14 protein-coding genes are annotated in these 17271 nt (G+C 70.4%); 4 read left to right on the top strand and 10 right to left on the bottom strand.

The features are described from left to right. Positions 1-53 precede the first annotated feature (53 nt). Positions 54-1004, top strand: a complete 951-nt coding sequence (dapD, locus tag MUN74_RS15410; protein ID WP_244853366.1) for a 2,3,4,5-tetrahydropyridine-2,6-dicarboxylate N-succinyltransferase — start codon at positions 54-56, stop codon at positions 1002-1004. A gap of 105 nt (positions 1005-1109) precedes the next feature. Next, positions 1110-3713 (top strand): penicillin acylase family protein, encoded by a 2604-nt coding sequence (locus MUN74_RS15405; protein ID WP_244853364.1) that lies wholly within the window; start codon positions 1110-1112, stop codon positions 3711-3713. 48 nt (positions 3714-3761) lie between these two features. Here MUN74_RS15405 and MUN74_RS15400 read toward each other — a convergent pair whose 3' ends face one another. Next, complete coding sequence (locus tag MUN74_RS15400) at positions 3762-4322, bottom strand: TetR/AcrR family transcriptional regulator (RefSeq protein ID WP_244856479.1); 561 nt, start codon at positions 4320-4322, stop codon at positions 3762-3764. A gap of 211 nt (positions 4323-4533) precedes the next feature. Here MUN74_RS15400 and MUN74_RS15395 point away from each other — a divergent pair, with 211 nt between their 5' ends. Beyond that, positions 4534-5952, top strand: a complete 1419-nt coding sequence (locus MUN74_RS15395; RefSeq protein WP_244853362.1) for an MFS transporter — start codon at positions 4534-4536, stop codon at positions 5950-5952. Positions 5953-6128: 176 nt separating this feature from the next. Here MUN74_RS15395 and MUN74_RS15390 read toward each other — a convergent pair whose 3' ends face one another. From MUN74_RS15390 to MUN74_RS15375, 4 genes are all read right to left on the bottom strand, one after another. Next, positions 6129-7439: a citrate synthase gene (locus tag MUN74_RS15390; RefSeq protein ID WP_244853361.1), complete on the bottom strand. Its 1311-nt coding sequence runs from the start codon at positions 7437-7439 to the stop codon at positions 6129-6131. A gap of 200 nt (positions 7440-7639) precedes the next feature. Then, entirely contained in the window at positions 7640-8755 is a 1116-nt protein-coding gene (gene dapC, locus MUN74_RS15385) for a succinyldiaminopimelate transaminase (protein WP_305038256.1), read from the bottom strand. A gap of 14 nt (positions 8756-8769) precedes the next feature. Further along, complete coding sequence (gene fdxA / locus MUN74_RS15380; RefSeq protein WP_244853358.1) at positions 8770-9090, bottom strand: ferredoxin; 321 nt, start codon at positions 9088-9090, stop codon at positions 8770-8772. A 38-nt stretch (positions 9091-9128) separates the two neighbouring features. After that, positions 9129-9518, bottom strand: a complete 390-nt coding sequence (locus MUN74_RS15375; protein ID WP_244853357.1) for a hypothetical protein — start codon at positions 9516-9518, stop codon at positions 9129-9131. Positions 9519-9627: 109 nt separating this feature from the next. Here MUN74_RS15375 and MUN74_RS15370 point away from each other — a divergent pair, with 109 nt between their 5' ends. Beyond that, entirely contained in the window at positions 9628-10455 is an 828-nt protein-coding gene (locus MUN74_RS15370; protein ID WP_244853355.1) for an enoyl-CoA hydratase/isomerase family protein, read from the top strand. Between the two features lie 6 nt (positions 10456-10461). Here MUN74_RS15370 and MUN74_RS15365 read toward each other — a convergent pair whose 3' ends face one another. From MUN74_RS15365 to MUN74_RS15345, 5 genes are all read right to left on the bottom strand, one after another. Further along, positions 10462-11241 (bottom strand): M23 family metallopeptidase, encoded by a 780-nt coding sequence (locus MUN74_RS15365; RefSeq protein ID WP_244853353.1) that lies wholly within the window; start codon positions 11239-11241, stop codon positions 10462-10464. A 229-nt stretch (positions 11242-11470) separates the two neighbouring features. Then, complete coding sequence (gene typA / locus MUN74_RS15360) at positions 11471-13375, bottom strand: translational GTPase TypA (RefSeq protein ID WP_244853351.1); 1905 nt, start codon at positions 13373-13375, stop codon at positions 11471-11473. Positions 13376-13592: 217 nt separating this feature from the next. Further along, complete coding sequence (locus tag MUN74_RS15355; protein ID WP_244853349.1) at positions 13593-15311, bottom strand: dipeptide ABC transporter ATP-binding protein; 1719 nt, start codon at positions 15309-15311, stop codon at positions 13593-13595. Continuing rightward, the gene (locus MUN74_RS15350) at positions 15308-16267 is read right to left on the bottom strand and encodes an ABC transporter permease (protein ID WP_244853348.1); all 960 of its coding nucleotides are present in this window, start codon (positions 16265-16267) and stop codon (positions 15308-15310) included. The genes MUN74_RS15355 and MUN74_RS15350 overlap by 4 nt, the downstream gene beginning before the upstream one ends. Continuing rightward, positions 16260-17186 carry an ABC transporter permease gene (locus MUN74_RS15345; protein ID WP_244853346.1) on the bottom strand — a complete coding sequence of 309 codons (927 nt, stop codon included), beginning with the start codon at positions 17184-17186 and terminating at the stop codon, positions 16260-16262. The genes MUN74_RS15350 and MUN74_RS15345 overlap by 8 nt, the downstream gene beginning before the upstream one ends. Between the last annotated feature and the right edge of the window lie 85 nt (positions 17187-17271).

The raw sequence follows: 17271 nt of genomic DNA, 5'->3' as shown, positions 1-17271 counted from the left end.
TGACGCGGCGTCACACGCGGGATCGCGGCGGGGCTGCTCGGTACCCTTGGTGCATGCCCGCGAACGACGACGCCATCTCCCCTGCCCGCGCGGCCTCCGCCGCCGGGCTCACGACGATCGCCGGCGACGGCACGGTGCTCGACGCCTGGTTCCCGAAGCCGATGCTCGGAGGTACGGCCGAGCCGCTCGCCGCCGAGCACGCGGCGCTCGCGGGCGACGACGCACGCCGCAACGTTCGCATCGAGGTCGTCGAGCTCACGATCGACCTCGACGCCGCGCCCGCGGGCACCGCCGACGCGTACCTGCGCCTGCACGTGCTCTCGCACCTGCTCGCCGCGCCGAACTCGGTCAACCTCGACGGCATCTTCGCCCACCTGCCGGCCGTCGTGTGGACGAACGCCGGCCCGGTGCACCCCGCCGACTTCGACCGGCTGCGTCCCGCGCTGCAGCGGGCCGGCATCCACGCGACGGGACTCGACAAGTTCCCGCGCCTGCTCGACTACGTCACGCCCGAGCGGGTGCGCATCGCGGACGCCTCGCGCGTGCGCCTCGGCGCCCACCTCGCCCCCGGCACCACGGTCATGCACGAGGGCTTCGTCAACTTCAACGCCGGCACCCTCGGCACCTCGATGGTCGAGGGCCGCATCTCGCAGGGCGTCGTCGTCGGCGACGGCAGCGACATCGGCGGCGGAGCATCCATCATGGGCACGCTCTCGGGCGGCGGCACCCAGCGCGTCGAGATCGGCGAGCGGGCGCTGCTCGGCGCGAACTCGGGCATCGGCATCTCGATCGGCGACGACTCGGTCGTCGAGGCCGGCCTCTACGTCACGGCGGGCACCAAGGTCGTCATCGTGGGCGAGGGCGGCGAGGAGCGCACCGTGAAGGCCGTCGAGCTGTCGGGGCAGCCGAGCCTGCTGTTCCGGCGCAACTCGCTCAGCGGGCGCGTCGAGGTGCTCGCGCGCGACGGTCACGGCATCGTGCTCAACTCGGCGCTACACGCGTAGGCGCCTCCCGCCGAGGGTGGGTCATCCGACCCACTTTCTCGGGGTACAGTGGTGCTCCGAGGCCGCCGCATGGCGGCCTCGTCATGCGCATCACGAAGGAGTGACGTGGGTACCGACGCCCCGAGAACCCGCCGCCGTACCGGCCTGCGACTGCTCATCGGCCTGCTCGTCACGGTGCTCGTGCTCGGCGTCGTCGGCGCGGGCGTCGGCTGGTGGACGGTGCAGCGCTCCTTCCCCGCGACGAGCGGGCGCATCGACGTGCCGGGTCTCGACGCGAACGTCACCGTCTACCGCGACGACGCGGGCATCCCGCAGCTCGTCGCCGAGACGAACCACGACCTCTTCTTCGCCCAGGGCTTCGTGCACGCGCAGGACCGCTTCTGGGAGATGGACTTCCGCCGCCACGTCACGGCCGGCCGCCTCTCCGAGCTGTTCGGCGAGTCGCAGGTCGGCACCGACGCCTTCATCCGCACGCTCGACTGGCGCGGCATCGCCGAGCAGGAGTACGACCTGCTCGACGACGAGTCGCGCGCCTACTACGACGCCTACGCCGCCGGGGTGAACGCGTACCTCGGTGAGCACGAGGGCGCCGACCTCTCCCTCGAGTACGTCGTGCTGGGCTTGCAGAACCCCGGCTACTCCCCCGAACCGTGGACGCCCGTCGACTCGATCGCCTGGCTGAAGGCAATGGCGTGGGACCTCCGGTCGAACCTCGGCGACGAGATCGACCGGGCGCTCCTCGCGACGGAGCTCACCCCCGAGCAGGTCGCCGAGCTGCACCCCGACTACGCCTGGGGCTCGATGCCGACGATCGTCGGCGGACCGATCGCCGCAGCCCCCGCGGCCAGCGAGATGGCCCTGCTCGGTGCCGACGGCGCGCCGGTGGCCGCCTCCGGCTCCGCCACGGTCACCGAACCGGATGCCGCGATGCCCGCGTACGGCGCATCGCTGACGGCGCTCGCGGCGACGCTCGACGAGCTGCCCCACCTGCTCGGCCCCGACGGCGGCGACATCGGGTCGAACTCGTGGGTCGTCTCCGGGAGCCTCACCGAGAGCGGCAAGCCGCTGCTCGCGAACGACCCGCACCTCGGCCCGGCGATGCCGTCGATCTGGGCGCAGATGGGCCTGCACTGCGTCGAGCTCTCGAAGGAGTGCGCGTTCGACGTCGCCGGCTACACCTTCTCGGGCCTTCCCGGCGTCATCATCGGCCACAACGAGCGCATCGCGTGGGGCTTCACGAACCTCGGCCCCGACGTGGCCGACCTCTACCTCGAACGGGTCGAGGGCGACTCGTACGAGCTCGACGGCGCGATGGTGCCGCTCACGGTGCGCGAGGAGGTCATCGACGTCGCCGGCGGCGACCCCGTGACGATCACGGTGCGCTCCACCGGCCGCGGACCGATCGTCACCGACATCGGCGACGACTTCGCAGCCGTCGCGGATGCCGCGGCCGCAGCATCCCCCGACGAGAACGCCGACCTGCAGGTGTCGCTGCAGTGGACCGCCCTCACGCCCGGCACGACCGCCCAGGCGATCTTCGCGCTCGACCGGGCCCGCGACTGGAAGGGCTTCCGCCAGGCGGCGTCGCTGTTCGACGTCCCGGCCCAGAACCTCATCTACGCCGACGACGAGGGCAACATCGGCTACCAGGCACCCGGCAAGATCCCGGTGCGCAAGTCGGGCGACGGCACGATGCCGCTGCCCGGCTGGACGAGCGCGAACGGCTGGAGCGGCATGCTGCCGTTCGACGCCCTGCCGAGCGTCGAGAACCCGGCGGCGGGCTACATCGTGACGGCGAACAACGCGGCGGCCGGCCCCGACGGGCCGCTGCTCACGAAGGACTGGGACTACGGGTACCGCGCGACCGGCATCGACACCCGTCTGCGCGAGGCGCTCGAGGGCGGGGCGAAGCTCACGGCCGACGACATGACGTCGATCCAGCTCGACACCGCCGACGCGAACGCCGCCCGGTTCCTGCCCGTGATCGCCGAGCTCTCGCTCTCGGGCGACGCCGCCCGCGGGGCGAAGCTGCTCGAGGGCTGGGATGCGCGAGCGGATGCCGACAGCGGCGAGGCCGCCTACTTCAACATCTTCTGGCGGAGCCTGCTCGACGAACTGTTCGGGGACCTTCCCGAGCCGACCCGCCCGGTCGGCGGCGACCGCTGGTTCACGGTGGTGGGCACCCTGCTCGGCGAGCCCGACTCCGCATGGTGGGGCGAGGCGCCCGCCGAGGGGTCCGCGCGCGACGCGGCGATCACGGCCGCCCTCGCGAAGGCCTGGGGCGAGGCATCCGAGCTCATGGGCGACGACCCCGACGGGTGGCGTTGGGGCGACCTGCACACGTTGACGCTGACCAACCAGAGCTTCGGCGAGTCGGGCATCGGCCCCGTCGAGTGGCTGTTCAACCGCGGGCCGTACGAGCTCGGCGGCGGATCGGCGATCGTCAACGCGATCGGCTGGGACGCGTCGCAGGGGTACGGCGTCGACTGGGTGCCGTCGATGCGCATGGTGGTCGACCTCGACGACGTCGACCGGTCGACGTGGATCAACCTCACGGGCGCCTCGGGTCACGCCTTCAACCCGCACTACGACGACCAGGCCCCGCTCTGGCAGCACGGTGAGACGCGCACGTGGCCCTTCACGCACGAGGCCGTCATGGACGCGGCACGCGACACGCTGCTGCTGCGGGCGGTGGCGGCGGCCGAGTAGACGCGAGGCGTCGGCTCCGGACGCCTCGTCGTCGCGCGACCGCCGCGCTCAGGTGCGGATCGCGTTGATCGCGAGCCCGAGCACGCGGTTGCGCTGGACGTCGTCGTCGAAGGAGGCGACCGCGGCCACCCCGGAGACGAGCTTCACGACGTCGCCGATCGTGATGTCGGGTCGCACGTCACCGGCGGCCTGCGCGCGTTCGAGCAACGGCTCGCCCGCGCCGAGCATGATCGAGCGGCACTCGAGGAGCACGGTGGACTCGCGGTTGAGTCCGTCGAGCAGGGCGTGCTTCGTGCCGACGTACGCGACGAAGCGTCCGAGCCAGGCCTCGAGTGCCGGCCAGGGCTCGAGGTCTGCGACCTCGTCGGCCGCCTGCGCGAGCGCCTCGACCTCGCCGAGGTAGAGCGTCTCGATCAGGTCGTCGCGGGTCGGGAAGTTGCGGTAGAGCGTGCCGATGCCGACGCCCGCACGGCGCGCGATGTCCTCGAGGGACGCCGACGACCCGTCTTCGGCGAACGCCTGGCGGCCGGCAGCGACGAGGGCGTCGAAGTTCCGGGCGGCGTCGGCTCGGCGAGGCCTCCTCGCCTCGAGCGTGTGCACGTGCACCACGTCGGTCAAACCGCGCTCCATTCCTCAGGTCTCTGGGCCGCTCGCTTCGTGGAACCGGGTCCGGCGACGACGAATTCCGGTCGACCCCTTGCAAAGCGGAGGCGCCCTCCAGTAATGTCGACATCGTCAAACCGGAGGCGTCCTCCACTCGGAGCCATACTCCACTTTACCTCGCCCATCGTGTTCGCGCACCTGACCGAAGGGTCCACCGTTGCCAACCACCTCCCGCGCCGCATTCGCGGCCATCGCCGTGAGCGTCGCATCGCTCGCGCTGCTCCAGAACCTCGTCATCCCCGTCATCCCCACCATCGCCGCCGACTTCGGCGTGGCCGCCGACACCGCCTCGTGGACCAACACGGCCTGGCTCATCGCCGCGGCCGTCGCCACTCCCCTGCTCGGCCGTATCGGCGATCTCCGCGGCCGGCGCGCGACATTCCTCGCCGTGCTCGCGGTCGTCGCCGTGGGCGACATCGTCGCCGCGGTCGCACCCGACCTCACGACGCTCATCGCCGGGCGCATCCTGCAGGGCGTCGGCGGCGCACTGTTCCCCCTCGCGTTCGGCCTGCTGCGCGACGTGATGCCGCGTGAACGCCTCACCGGCGCGATCGGCGCCACGAGCGCGATCATCGGCATCGGCGGCGCCGCGGGCAGCGTGCTCGCCGGACCGATCGCCGCGGCGCTCAGCTGGCGGGCCGTGTTCGCCGTTCCGCTCGTCACCGCCATCGCCGGCATCGTGCTGGTCGCGCTCCTCGTTCCGGCCGCCGGCACCCGCGCGACCGGCCGTGTCAACGTGCTCGCGGGCGTGCTGCTCTCGGGCTGGCTCGTCGCCCTGCTCGTGCCGCTCAGCTCTGGCGCCCGCTGGGGTTGGGGCTCGCCCCTCACGGTCGGCCTGTTCGTGCTCGCCGCCCTGCTGATGGCCGCTTGGGCCGTCACCGAGCTGCGCGCGGCCGAGCCGCTCGTCGACCTGCGCCTGCTGTTCGCCCGAGAGCTCTGGCCGGTCAACGCGGCATCGCTCCTGCTCGGCGCCGCAGCGTTCGGGTTCTGGGGGTACCTGCCGCAGTTCCTCGAGACGACCGCCGGCTGGGGGCTCGGCCTCGACGTGCAGGCCGCCGGTCTCGCGCTGCTGCCGCTGCTCATCGGCATGTCGGGCGTCGGCTTCGCAGCGGGAGCGCTCAGCCGCGTCATCCCGCTTCGCCTCATGCTCGCCGGGGGTGCGCTGCTCATGGCCGCCGGCGTCGGGTTCGCCGTGTTCGACCACGACGCGGTCTGGAAGCTCGCGGTCGCGGGCGGCGTCTTCGGCCTCGGCATCGGGCTCGCCTACGCGTCGGCGGCGAGCATCGTGGTCGAGAGCGTACCGGCCGACCGCACGGGCGTCGCCACAGGCGTCAACGCGAACCTGCGCACCATCGGGTCGGCGATCGGGTCGGCGCTCGTGAGCGCGATCGTCTTCGGCGGCGCGGGCGGCACCGCGGCTCCGACGCAGACGGGCTACGACATCGCGTGGCTGACGGTCGCGCTCATGGCGGTGCTCGCCGCCGTGATCGTGCTCGCCGTGGGTCGGCCGGCTCGCTCGGCGACCGTCGACGAGCTGGATGCCGCGCCGGCGGTCGAACTCGTCGACGCCGCCTGAGCCGCCGACGCGCTCGAGCGTGCACTCGTCGCCCCGTTCACGGCGAGAAGTGCACGCTCGACGCGATGCCCGACGTCCCCGACACCGACGAAAGCGCACTCGCCGCCCCGATCAGGGCGACGAGTGCGCTTTCGGCATCGTGCGCGCGGATGCCGCGACGCGAGTGGCGCCTCGGCTCAGGCGCCCGGGTAGTGCCGCTCGGGCTCGCCCGTGTAGAGCTGCTGCGGACGACCGATCTTCGTCTGCGGATCGAGGTTCATCTCGCGCCAGTGCGCGATCCAGCCGGGCAGGCGGCCGATCGCGAAGAGCACGGTGAACATGCGCGTCGGGAAGCCCATCGCCTTGTAGATGACGCCCGTGTAGAAGTCGACGTTCGGGTAGAGACGGCGCTCCTTGAAGTAGTCGTCCTGCAGCGCGAACTGCTCGAGCTCCTTCGCGATGTCGAGCAGCGGGTCGTCGATGCCGAGGCTCTCGAGCACGGCGTCGGCCGACTCCTTGACGATCTTCGCGCGCGGGTCGTAGTTCTTGTAGACGCGGTGCCCGAAGCCCATGAGCTTCACGCCGTCTTCCTTGTTCTTGACGCGCTCGACGAAGCGGGCGACGCCCTCGCCCGACTCCTGGATGCGGCCGAGCATCTGCAGCACGGCCTCGTTGGCGCCGCCGTGCAGCGGGCCCGAGAGCGCCTGGATGCCCGCCGAGATCGACGAGTAGAGGTTGGCACCGGTCGACCCGACGAGCCGCACGGTCGAGGTCGACGCGTTCTGCTCGTGGTCTTCGTGCAGGATGAGCAGGCGGTCGAGCGCCTGCGCGAGGGTGGGGTCGATGCGGTACTGCTCGGCCATGTTGCCGAAGTTCAGGCGCAGGAAGTTCTCGACGAAGTTCAGCGAGTTGTCGGGATAGAGGAACGCCTGGCCGACGCTCTTCTTGTGCGCGTAGGCGGCGATCACCGGCAGCTTCGCGAGCAGGCGCAGCGTCGTCAGCTCGACGTGGTCGGGGTCGTGCGGGTCTGACGAGTCCTCGTAGTAGGTCGACAGGGCCGCGACCGCGCTCGAGAGCACCGACATCGGGTGCGCCGTGTGCGGCAGCGCCGAGAAGAAGCGCTTGAGGTCTTCGTGCAGCAGCGTGTGCCGGCGGACCTTCTCGTCGAAGTCGGCGAGCTGCTCGCCCGTCGGCAGTTCGCCGTAGATGAGCAGCCACGCGACCTCGAGGTAGGTCGAGTGCTCGGCGAGCTGCTCGATCGGGTACCCGCGGTAGCGCAGGATGCCCTGCTCGCCGTCGATGTACGTGATCGCCGACCGCGTCGATGCGGTGTTGACGAACCCGTAGTCGAGCCCCGTGAGCCCGGTCTGACGGGTCAGCGTCGACAGGTCGATGCTCGAGTTGCCCTCGACCGCGGGTCGAACGGGGAACTCGGCGGTGCCGCCGGGGAAGCTCAGGGTCGCGGTCTCGGGGTTCTGCCCCGCCGCGGGGTTCACGACGTCGCTCACGGCGCCTCCTGTGATCGTCACTTGTGCGGTCACCTGCCTTTCGGGCTCGTGGTGTAGGGGTGACCACGGCCCGACCTACAGCCTAGACGTGCTCGAGGCACACTGTCGCATCCGCCAAGAGATCACGACATGCATTGGCGGCTTGTCACATCCGCCGGCTGCGGGGTGCGACGCGGCGAGATTCGGAACGGGTGCGGATGCTACGCGCCGGCGCCCTCCAGCAGGCGCGAGGCCGCTGCGGCGATTCGCTCGTCGCTCGCGGTCAGCGAGAGGCGCACGTGCTCGGGGTGGTGCACGCCGTAGAAGTGGCCGGGACCGCCGATGATGCCGAGGTCGGCGAGCCGGCCGATCGACTCCCACGCGTCCCGGCCCTCGGTGGCCCAGAGGTAGAGTCCCGCCTCGCTGCGGTCGATGCGGAAGCCGGCGGCCTCGAGGGCGGGCTTGAGCGCGGCACGACGAGCGCGGTAGCGCTCCTTCTGCTCGGCGACGTGCGCATCGTCGCGCAGGGCGGCGATCATCGCCTGCTGCAGCGGTTGGGCGAGCATGAGCCCCGCGTGCTTGCGCACGTTCGTGAGGCGGCCGACGACCGTACGGCAGCCCGCGATGAACGCCGTTCGGTACCCGGCCATGTTCGACTGCTTCGAGAGCGAGTAGGCGACGAGCGTGTTGCGCCGGCTGTCGCCGACGACTCGCGGATCGAGCAGGCTCGGCACCGGCGTCTCGGCCCACTCGCCCGCCCACCCGAGCTCGGCGTAGCACTCGTCGCCGACGATCACGGCGTCGAGCTCGAGGGCACGCTCGCGCGCCGCGCGGAGCTCGTCGATCGTGAGCACCCGCCCGTCGGGGTTGCCGGGGCTGTTGATCCAGACGAGCTTCGTCGCCTCGGGCCACTCGGCGGGGTCGTCCGACGCCATGGGCGTCGCCCCCGCGAGCACGGCGCCCATCTCGTAGCTCGGATAGGCGGCCTTCGGGTGCACGACCACATCACCCTCGCCGAGCCCGAGCAGGAACGGCAGCAGCGCGACCAGCTCTTTCGAGCCGACCGTCGGGAGCACGTTCTCGCGCGTGAGCCCGGTCACCCCGCGGCGCCGGGCGAACCAGGCGACGATCTCGTCGCGCAGCACGTCGGTGCCGACCGTCTGGGGGTAGGCGTGCGCGTCGGTCGACGCGGCGAGCGCCTCGCGAACGATCGCCGGGGTCTCGTCGACGGGCGAACCGATCGACAGGTCGACCGCGCCGTCGGGGTGCGCCGCCGCGCGCTCGCGGTACGGGACCATGAGGTCCCACGGGTAGTCGGGCAGCTCGCCCCGCGCCACGTCGTCGACCGCCGTCAGTGCGCCTGCGGCGGCAGCGCGGCGATGATCGGGTGGTCCTTGGGGATGACGCCGACCTTCGCGGCGCCGCCCGGCGAGCCGATGTCGTCGAAGAACTCGACGTTGGCCTTGTAGTAGTCGGCCCACTCGTCGGGCAGGTCGTCCTCGTAGTAGATCGCCTCGACGGGGCACACCGGTTCGCACGCACCGCAGTCGACGCACTCGTCAGGGTGGATGTAGAGCGAACGCTCACCCTCGTAGATGCAGTCGACGGGGCACTCGTCGATGCACGCACGGTCTTTCACATCGACGCACGGGAGGGCGATGACATAGGTCACGGTGGTTCGTGCTCCTTCGGAGAGGCTGGGTCTTCAGTCTATGCGCGGGCGGGGGCTCGCGACGGCAGCTCGGGCCACGCCACGACGAGCACGCCGATGAGCGCCGGGGCGAACGACCAGATCGTGCCGAGCAGGTCGCCGACCACGAGCACCGATCCGCCGGGCCCGGGCAGGTAGGTCAGCACGGCGACCATCACCACGAGTCCCGCCGCGGCCGCCGCCGTGATCGCTCGCCCTCGCGTGAGCAGCCGGAAGCCCACGAGGAGCGCTGCGATGCCGATGAGTGCGACGACGAGTCCCCACGGGATCACGGCGTCGCCGATGCGCAGCACCTGACGATGGCCGACGGTCGCGATGGTGCCGTAGACGGCGCCGACGAGCGCCGCGACGAGGAGCGCGCCGATGCGGCCGGCGAGGCTGGTGGGCATGTGCCGAGTCTACCGGCGCCGTCCGCCGCCGAGGCGTGCCCGACACCGGCTCCGGTCGGTGCGATGCCGTAGCGTGGACGGCACCCGCCCATGCACGAGAGGATCGACGATGACCGACGCCGCGACCGGGACCCCGAACGACGCCCCCGAGGTGCGGGTCGACCGCGACGGCGACGTGGCCGTCGTCACGATCGACCGGCCCAGGGCGCTCAACGCCCTCTCCCCCGCGGTGCTGGCGGCGCTCGAGGCGGCGTTCGCCGGGCTCGCCGCCGACATCGCCCACGATGGCACCTCCGTGCGCGGCGTGCTGCTCGCGGGCGAAGGCGGCCGTGCCTTCATCGCCGGAGCCGACATCCGGGCGATGTCGGGGCTCACGCCCGAGGCCGGCGCGGACGCCGCCCGGGCCGGTCATCGGGTGGCCGCAGCCATCGAGGCGCTCCCGGTGCCCGTCATCGCGTGCGTCGACGGCTTCGCGCTCGGCGGCGGACTCGAGATGGCCCTCGCCTGCGACCTCATCTATGCGACGGATGCCTCGACCTTCGGTCAGCCCGAGGTCCACCTGGGGCTCATCCCGGGCTTCGGCGGCACCGTGCGGCTGCCCCGCGCGGTCGGCCTCGCCGCAGCGAAGGAGCTCATCTACACCGGCCGTCGCATCGGCATCGACGAGGCGGTCGCGGCCGGGCTCGTCGCACGCCGCTACGCGGATCGGGAGGCGCTGTTCGCGGGCGCCCGCGAGACGATCGCACTCGTCGCGCAGAACGCCGCACCGGCGGTCGGCCTCGCCAAGCGCGTGCTCGTCGCCGCGACCGGCACGCCGACCGCGACCGCGACGGAGCTCGAGATCGAGGGCTTCGGCGACGCCTTCCGAACCGACGACATGCGCGAGGGCGTCGCCGCGTTCATCGAGAAGCGCGAGCCTCGGTTCACGGGCGCATAGGCTCGATCAGCCGATCCGGGCGCCGAGCCACGCGAAGCCGTCGAAACGCACGCCATCGGCACCGAACATCTCGAGGTGCATGTGCGGCCCGGTCGACTGGCCCGTGTTGCCGACGTTGCCGACCTGCTGGCCCGCGGTGACGCGCTGACCGACGGAGACCGCGATCGAGCCGAACTGCATGTGGGCGTAGGAGCTCGTGATGAGCTCGCCGCCGATGTTGTGCTCGACCTCGACGTTGACGCCGAGGCCCCCGCCGTTCTCGGTCGCCTTCACGACGACGCCGTCGGCGATCGACATGACCGGCGTCCCTTCGCCGGGCGTGAAGTCGACGCCGTCGTGGGCGGTCGAGCAGCCGGCGCACGGCGCGTCGCGCGGTCCGAACCCGTCGCTTCGGCGGTCGGGGCTCTGCACGGGCCAGACGATGCGGTCGGACTCGATGATCGACACCGAGCCGAGTCCGGCGACCTGGGAGACGATGGGCGGCGGCGCCTGGACGACGTCGTACGACTCCGCGGCGAGCTCGGCCTCGACGGCGTCGGCGCCGACCTCGACGTGCTGGGGGGTGAAGGTCACGGTGTCCTCGACGGGCGCGTACACGGAGGCGCGCGCCGTCGAATCGGTCGCGGTCACGGCGAGGGCCGGGACGCTCGTGGCGACGAGCATCGCACCGACGAAGCCCATGGCGAGCATGGGGAGCGCCTGGCGGGTGATCGCCGAGCGACGGGTCTGACGGGGGCGGGCAGGGGCGGCGGGGGCCGCACGGCGGCCATGTTGGGGGAAAGTCATCACGCGTTACGTATCAGGGGGGTCGGGTTTCGTGGCAGAAACGGTACTGTCTCGAAGTCGAGACGAACTCGGCTACCGTACGCACCGATTCTGGGAAGTACCTCCGATACGCATGCATACAACCCGTGCGTCGTACGCGCGCTCTCCTCAGCCCTCGCCGAAGACGACGATGCGGATGCTCCGGGGCGACCCCGGAGCATCCGCATCGTGTGACGGGCGAGAGCGGCGCTCAGCCCTGCTTCTTGAGCCGCGACGTCGCTCGCGCGCGCGCCGTGGCGTCGAGCTCGACCTTGCGGATACGCACCTTCTCGGGCGTGACCTCGACGCACTCGTCCTCGCGCGCGAACTCCAGGCACTCCTCGAGCGTCAGCTGTCGCGAGGGCGTCATCGACTCGAAGGTGTCGGCCGTCGACGAACGCATGTTCGTGAGCTTCTTCTCCTTCGTGATGTTGACGTCCATGTCGTCGGCGCGCGAGTTCTCGCCGATGACCATGCCCTCGTAGACCTCTTCGGTCGGGTTCACGAAGAACGTCATGCGCTCCTGCAGGGCGATGATCGCGAACGGCGTCACGACGCCGGCGCGGTCGGCGACGATCGAGCCGTTGTTCCGCGTCGTGATCGCGCCGGCCCACTCGTCGTAACCGTGCGAGATGGCGTTCGCGATGCCCGTGCCGCGGGTCTGCGTGAGGAACTCGGTGCGGAAGCCGATGAGGCCGCGGCTCGGCACGATGAACTCCATGCGCACCCAGCCCGTGCCGTGGTTCGACATGTTGTCCATGCGGCCCTTGCGGGCGGCGAGCAGCTGCGTGATCGCGCCGAGGTACTCCTCGGGCGCGTCGATCGTGAGGTGCTCGTAGGGCTCGTGCGTCTTGCCGTCGACCTGCTTCGTGACCACCTGGGGCTTGCCCACGGTGAGCTCGTAGCCCTCACGCCGCATCTGCTCGACGAGGATCGCGAGCGCGAGCTCGCCGCGGCCCTGCACCTCCCACGCATCGGGTCGGCCGATGTCGAGCACGCGCAGCGAGACGTTGCCCACGAGTTCGCGGTCGAGCCGGTCCTTCACCATGCGCGCGGTGAGCTTGTGCCCCTTGACCTTGCCGACGATCGGCGACGTGTTCGTGCCGATCGTCATCGAGATCGCGGGGTCGTCGACGTGGATCGCCGGCAGGGGGCGCACGTCCTCGGGGTCGGCGAGGGTCTCGCCGATCGTGATCTCCTCGATGCCGGCGACGGCGATGATGTCACCGGGGCCCGCCTCCTCGGCGGGGAAGCGCTCGAGCGCCTTCGTCTTCAGGAGCTCGGTGATGCGCACGTTCGAGTGCGAGCCGTCGTGGCGCACCCAGGCCACCGTCTGGCCCTTCTTGATCGTGCCGTTGAAGACGCGCAGCAGCGCGAGGCGGCCGAGGAACGGCGACGCGTCGAGGTTCGTGACCCACGCCTGGAGCGGGGCCTCGTCGTCGTACGACGGCGCGGGCACGTGCTCGAGGATCGCGCCGAACAGCGGCTCGAGGTCGTCGTTGTCGGGCAGCTCGCCGTTGCCGGGACGGTTGCGCGACGCCCGGCCGGCCTTGCCGGATGCGTAGACGACGGGCACGTCGAGGAGCGCGTCGACGTCGAGGTCGGGCACGTCGTCGACGAGGTCGGACGCGAGGCCGAGCAGCAGGTCGTGGCTCTCCTCCTCGACCTCCTCGATGCGCGCGTCGGGACGATCGGTCTTGTTGACGAGCAGGATCACCGGCAGGCGGGCCTCGAGCGCCTTGCGCAGCACGAAGCGCGTCTGCGGCAGTGGGCCCTCGCTCGCGTCGACGAGGAGCACGACGCCGTCGACCATCGACAGGCCGCGCTCGACCTCGCCGCCGAAGTCGGCGTGGCCGGGCGTGTCGATCACGTTGATCGTGACGGGGCCGTCGGTCGCGTGCGCACCGTTGTACTCCACCGCGGTGTTCTTCGCGAGGATCGTGATGCCCTTCTCGCGCTCGAGCTCGTTCGAGTCCATCGCGCGGTCGTCGACGTGGGCGTGCTCGGCGAACGAGTGGGTCTGCTTGAGCATCGCGTCGACGAGCGTCGTCTTGCCGTGGTCGACGTGCGCGACGATCGCAACGTTGCGCAGGGAATTGCGGGTGGCCTTCGCCATGGATTTTCGTCCTCGCGGTGAGGCATCCGCCGGTTTCGGCCGGCCGACCCGGAAACGGGCTCGCCCGGGCCGCGCGGATGCGCTGGATGGGAGTCTGTGGGAGCGCGGACGACCGTGGATCGACGGTTCGCGCCATGACAGCCTACCGTGCCCAGCCGAGTGAATGCCGAACGCCCGGCATCCGAGGTCGGATGCCGGGCGTTCGGGCGCTGCTGGGCTACGCCCCCAGCTCGATGTTCGCGCCGGGAATGGCGGCGAGCAGGTCGCGCGTGTACTGCTCCTTCGGGCTGCCGAAGACCTCGTCGGTCGTGGCGGCCTCGACGATACGGCCCTTCTGCATCACGCTGACGTGGTCGGCGATGACGCGCACGACCGCGAGGTCGTGGGTGATGAAGAGGTACGTGAGGTTGAGCTCCGACTGGAGTTCGGCGAGCAGGCGCAGGATCTGCGCCTGCACGAGCACGTCGAGCGCCGAGACCGCCTCGTCGAGGATGACGATCTCGGGCTTCAGCGCGAGCGCGCGCGCGATCGCGATGCGCTGGCGCTGACCGCCCGACAGCTCGTTCGGGTAGCGACTGACGAGCGTGCGCGGCAGCGACACCTGGTCGAGCAGCTCGAAGACGCGCTCGCGGCGCGACTTCGACGTGCCCACCTTGTGGGTCTGCAGCGGCTCGGCGATCGTGTTGCCGATGTTGCGGAGCGGGTTGAGCGAACCGTACGGGTCCTGGAAGACCGGCTGCATGCGGCTGCGGAGCTCGAACAGCTCCTTGCCCTTGGTCGCAGCCAGGTCCCTGCCGCCGACCACGATCTTGCCGCTGGTCGCCTCTTCGAGCTTCAGCAGCATCTTCGCGACCGTCGACTTGCCCGAACCCGACTCGCCGACGAGCGCCATCGTGGTGCCCTTGGGGATCTGGAACGAGACCTGGTCGACCGCGGTGAAGTCGCCCGAACCGCGGATCTTGAACACCTTGGTGAGGTTCTCGACCACGATCGCGGGCGGCTGCGACTCAGCCGCCTCGAGGGCCTCGGCACGTGCCTCGGCCGTCGCGATGAGGTCGATAGCCTCGCCCGCAGCCGCCGACGCGTCGCTCGCGATGGCCGACTCGGCCGCCGAGATGCTGCCGGTCGCCTGGATGCGACGCGACGCGAGGCTCGGTGCCGCGGCGACGAGACGCTGCGTGTACGGGTGCTGCGGGTTCTGCAGGATCTCGCGCGACGGACCGGCCTCGACGACCTGGCCCTTGTACATGACGAGCAGCTGCTCGGCACGCTCGGCGGCGAGGCCGAGGTCGTGCGTGATGAACAGCAGCGTCGTGCCGAGCTCGCGGGTGAGCGATTCGAGGTGGTCGAGGATGACGCGCTGCACCGTGACGTCGAGCGCCGAGGTGGGCTCGTCGGCGATGAGCAGCTGCGGGTTCGCCGCGAGGCCCATGCCGATCAGCACGCGCTGGCGCATGCCGCCCGAGAACTGGTGCGGGTACTGCTTGAGGCGCCGGTCGGCGTCTTGCAGGCCCGCCTCCTTCAGCACCTGGATGGCGCGCGCCTTGACCTCCTTGCGGCCGCTGGCGATGCCGTTCGCACGGATCGCCTCCTCGACCTGGAAGCCGATCGACCACACGGGGTTGAGGTTCGACATCGGGTCCTGGGGGACGAAGCCGATCTTGCGACCGCGGATCTGCTCCATCTCCTTCTGCGACGCCTGGGCGAGGTCTTCGCCGTCGAGCAGGATCTGCCCGCCGGAGATGTGACCCGTGCCGGGCAGCAGGTTGATGATCGCGTGCGCGGTCGTCGACTTGCCGGAGCCCGACTCCCCCACGATCGCGAGGCTCGAGCCCCGGTCGAGGTTGAAGCTCACGCCGCGCACGGCCTCCACGACGCCGTTCTGGGTGCGGAATGCGACCTTGAGGTCTTTGACTTGCAGCAGGGGGGTGCTCATCGCTGTGCCCTCGCCTTCGGGTCGAGTGCGTCTCGCACGACTTCACCGAGCATGATGAACGAGAACACGGTCAGGGAGAGCGCGATCGACGGGTAGATCAGCACCTGCGGAGCGGTGCGCAGCGTCGTCTGCGCCTGGGCGATGTCGTTGCCCCAGGACATGATGTTCGACGGCAGGCCGACGCCGAGGAACGACAGCGTCGCCTCGGCGACGATCGCACCGGCGAGCGAGATCGTCGCGATGACGATGACCGGAGCGATCGAGTTCGGCACGACGTGCGCCCAGAGGATCTTGAACCGCGAGACGCCGATCGCCGTCGCGGCGGTGACGAAGTCGGAGTTCTTGACCCGCAGAATCTCGGACCTCAGCACACGGGCCGTCGCCGGCCAGGCGAAGATGCCGATCGCGAGTGAGATGACCCACACGTTGCGGTAGTTCGCGAGCACCGACATGATCACGACGGCCGCGAGGATGTAGGGGATCGAGAAGAAGATGTCGCCGACGCGCGAGAGCACACCGTCGGTCCAGCCGCCGTAGTAGCCCGCGAACGCGCCGAAGAGCACGCCGAGGGTGAACACGAGGATGGTGACGATGATGCCGACCGCGAGCGAGGTGCCGGCACCGTGAACGATGCGCGACCACACGTCGCAGCCCTGGCGCGTGAAGCCGAGCGGGTGCCCGGCCTCGGGCGCTCCGTTGCTGTTCGCCAGCAGGCAGCCGTGGCTCGGGTCGACCGAGGTGAACAGGCCGGGGAACAGCGCGATGAACACGATGATGAGGATCAGCGCGGAGGAGATCCAGAACATCGGTCGGCGACGCAGGTCGGCCCAGGCGTCGATCCAGAGGTTCGACGGCTTGCCCTCGGTCTTGACCGAGTCGATGGCACTGAGCGGCGTCTCCTCCAGGGGAGCGACGTAGTGCTCGATGGGGGGCTTCGATGAAGACTGGTCAGGCATAGCGGATCCTCGGGTCGAGCACGGCGTAGAGAAGGTCGATCAGGAGGTTCACGATGAGGTACAGGAGCACCATGATCGTGACGAAGGACACGACGGTGGGTCCTTCACTCCGAATGACCGCCTGGTAGAGCGTGCGGCCGACGCCGGGCACGTTGAAGATGCCCTCGGTGACGGTCGCGCCCACGAGCAGCGTGCCGAAGTCGGTGCCGAGGTACGTGACGACCGGGATCAGCGAGTTGCGCAGGATGTGCACGGGCACGATGCGTCGACGCCCGAGTCCCTTGCTGTACGCGGTGCGCACGAAGTCGAGCCCCTGGGTCTCGATGACCGAGGAGCGCGTCAATCGCGAGATCTGCGCGAAGCTGATGGTCGCCAGCACGATCGCCGGCAGGATGAGGTCGACCGTCGGTGCACCGGCCCCGACCGTCGGGCTGAACCAGCCCCATTGGATGCCCATGAAGTACTGGGCGACGAAGCCGAGCACGAAGATCGGCAGCGAGATGAGCACGAGGCTCACGCCGAGACCGGTCGCGTCGAAGATGCCGCCCTTGCGGAGGCCGCTGATGAGACCGACGCCGATGCCGGCCACCATTTCGAAGAAGATCGCGAGAAGCGCGAGTCGGATCGTCACCGGGAAGGTGCGCGCCAGGACCTCGCTGACCGGCTGGCCCGAGTAGGTGACGCCGAAGTCACCCTGGAAGATACCGGCGAGGTAGTAGAAGTACTGCACGATGAACGGTTCGTTCAGGTGGTACTGCTCGCGGAGCTGTTCGATGACGCCGGGCGCCGGTGGCCGGTCGCCGAAGAGCGCCGCGATCGGGTCTCCGGGCATGGAGAACACCATGAAATAGATGAGGAAGGTGGCTCCGAGGAGCACGGGGATGATTTGGAGGAGTCGCTTTCCGGTGTACCAGAGCATCAGCGCTCCTCAGTGTCTAGTGCTGAGAGCATTTTGGGCCGCAATCACAGAGTTGTTCGGATATCAGCATGATGTCCGGGGCGGC

Origin of the sequence: Agromyces sp. H17E-10, assembly GCF_022919715.1 — a bacterium.
In the GTDB taxonomy this organism is placed as follows: domain Bacteria; phylum Actinomycetota; class Actinomycetes; order Actinomycetales; family Microbacteriaceae; genus Agromyces.
The sequence above is the reverse complement of the archived record's forward strand: the minus strand, read 5'-3'. Positions and strand labels throughout refer to the sequence as shown.

Bases quoted from the DNA above. Each gene is read 5' to 3' on its own strand.
- MUN74_RS15365 (WP_244853353.1), bottom strand. From the start codon at position 11,241: ATGACTTTCCCCCAACATGGCCGCCGTGCGGCCCCCGCCGCCCCTGCC.
- typA (WP_244853351.1), bottom strand. From the start codon at position 13,375: ATGGCGAAGGCCACCCGCAATTCCCTGCGCAACGTTGCGATCGTCGCG.
- MUN74_RS15345 (WP_244853346.1), bottom strand. From the start codon at position 17,186: ATGCTCTGGTACACCGGAAAGCGACTCCTCCAAATCATCCCCGTGCTC.
- MUN74_RS15350 (WP_244853348.1), bottom strand. From the start codon at position 16,267: ATGCCTGACCAGTCTTCATCGAAGCCCCCCATCGAGCACTACGTCGCT.
- MUN74_RS15355 (WP_244853349.1), bottom strand. From the start codon at position 15,311: ATGAGCACCCCCCTGCTGCAAGTCAAAGACCTCAAGGTCGCATTCCGC.
- MUN74_RS15375 (WP_244853357.1), bottom strand. From the start codon at position 9,518: ATGCCCACCAGCCTCGCCGGCCGCATCGGCGCGCTCCTCGTCGCGGCG.
- dapD (WP_244853366.1), top strand. From the start codon at position 54: ATGCCCGCGAACGACGACGCCATCTCCCCTGCCCGCGCGGCCTCCGCC.
- MUN74_RS15370 (WP_244853355.1), top strand. From the start codon at position 9,628: ATGACCGACGCCGCGACCGGGACCCCGAACGACGCCCCCGAGGTGCGG.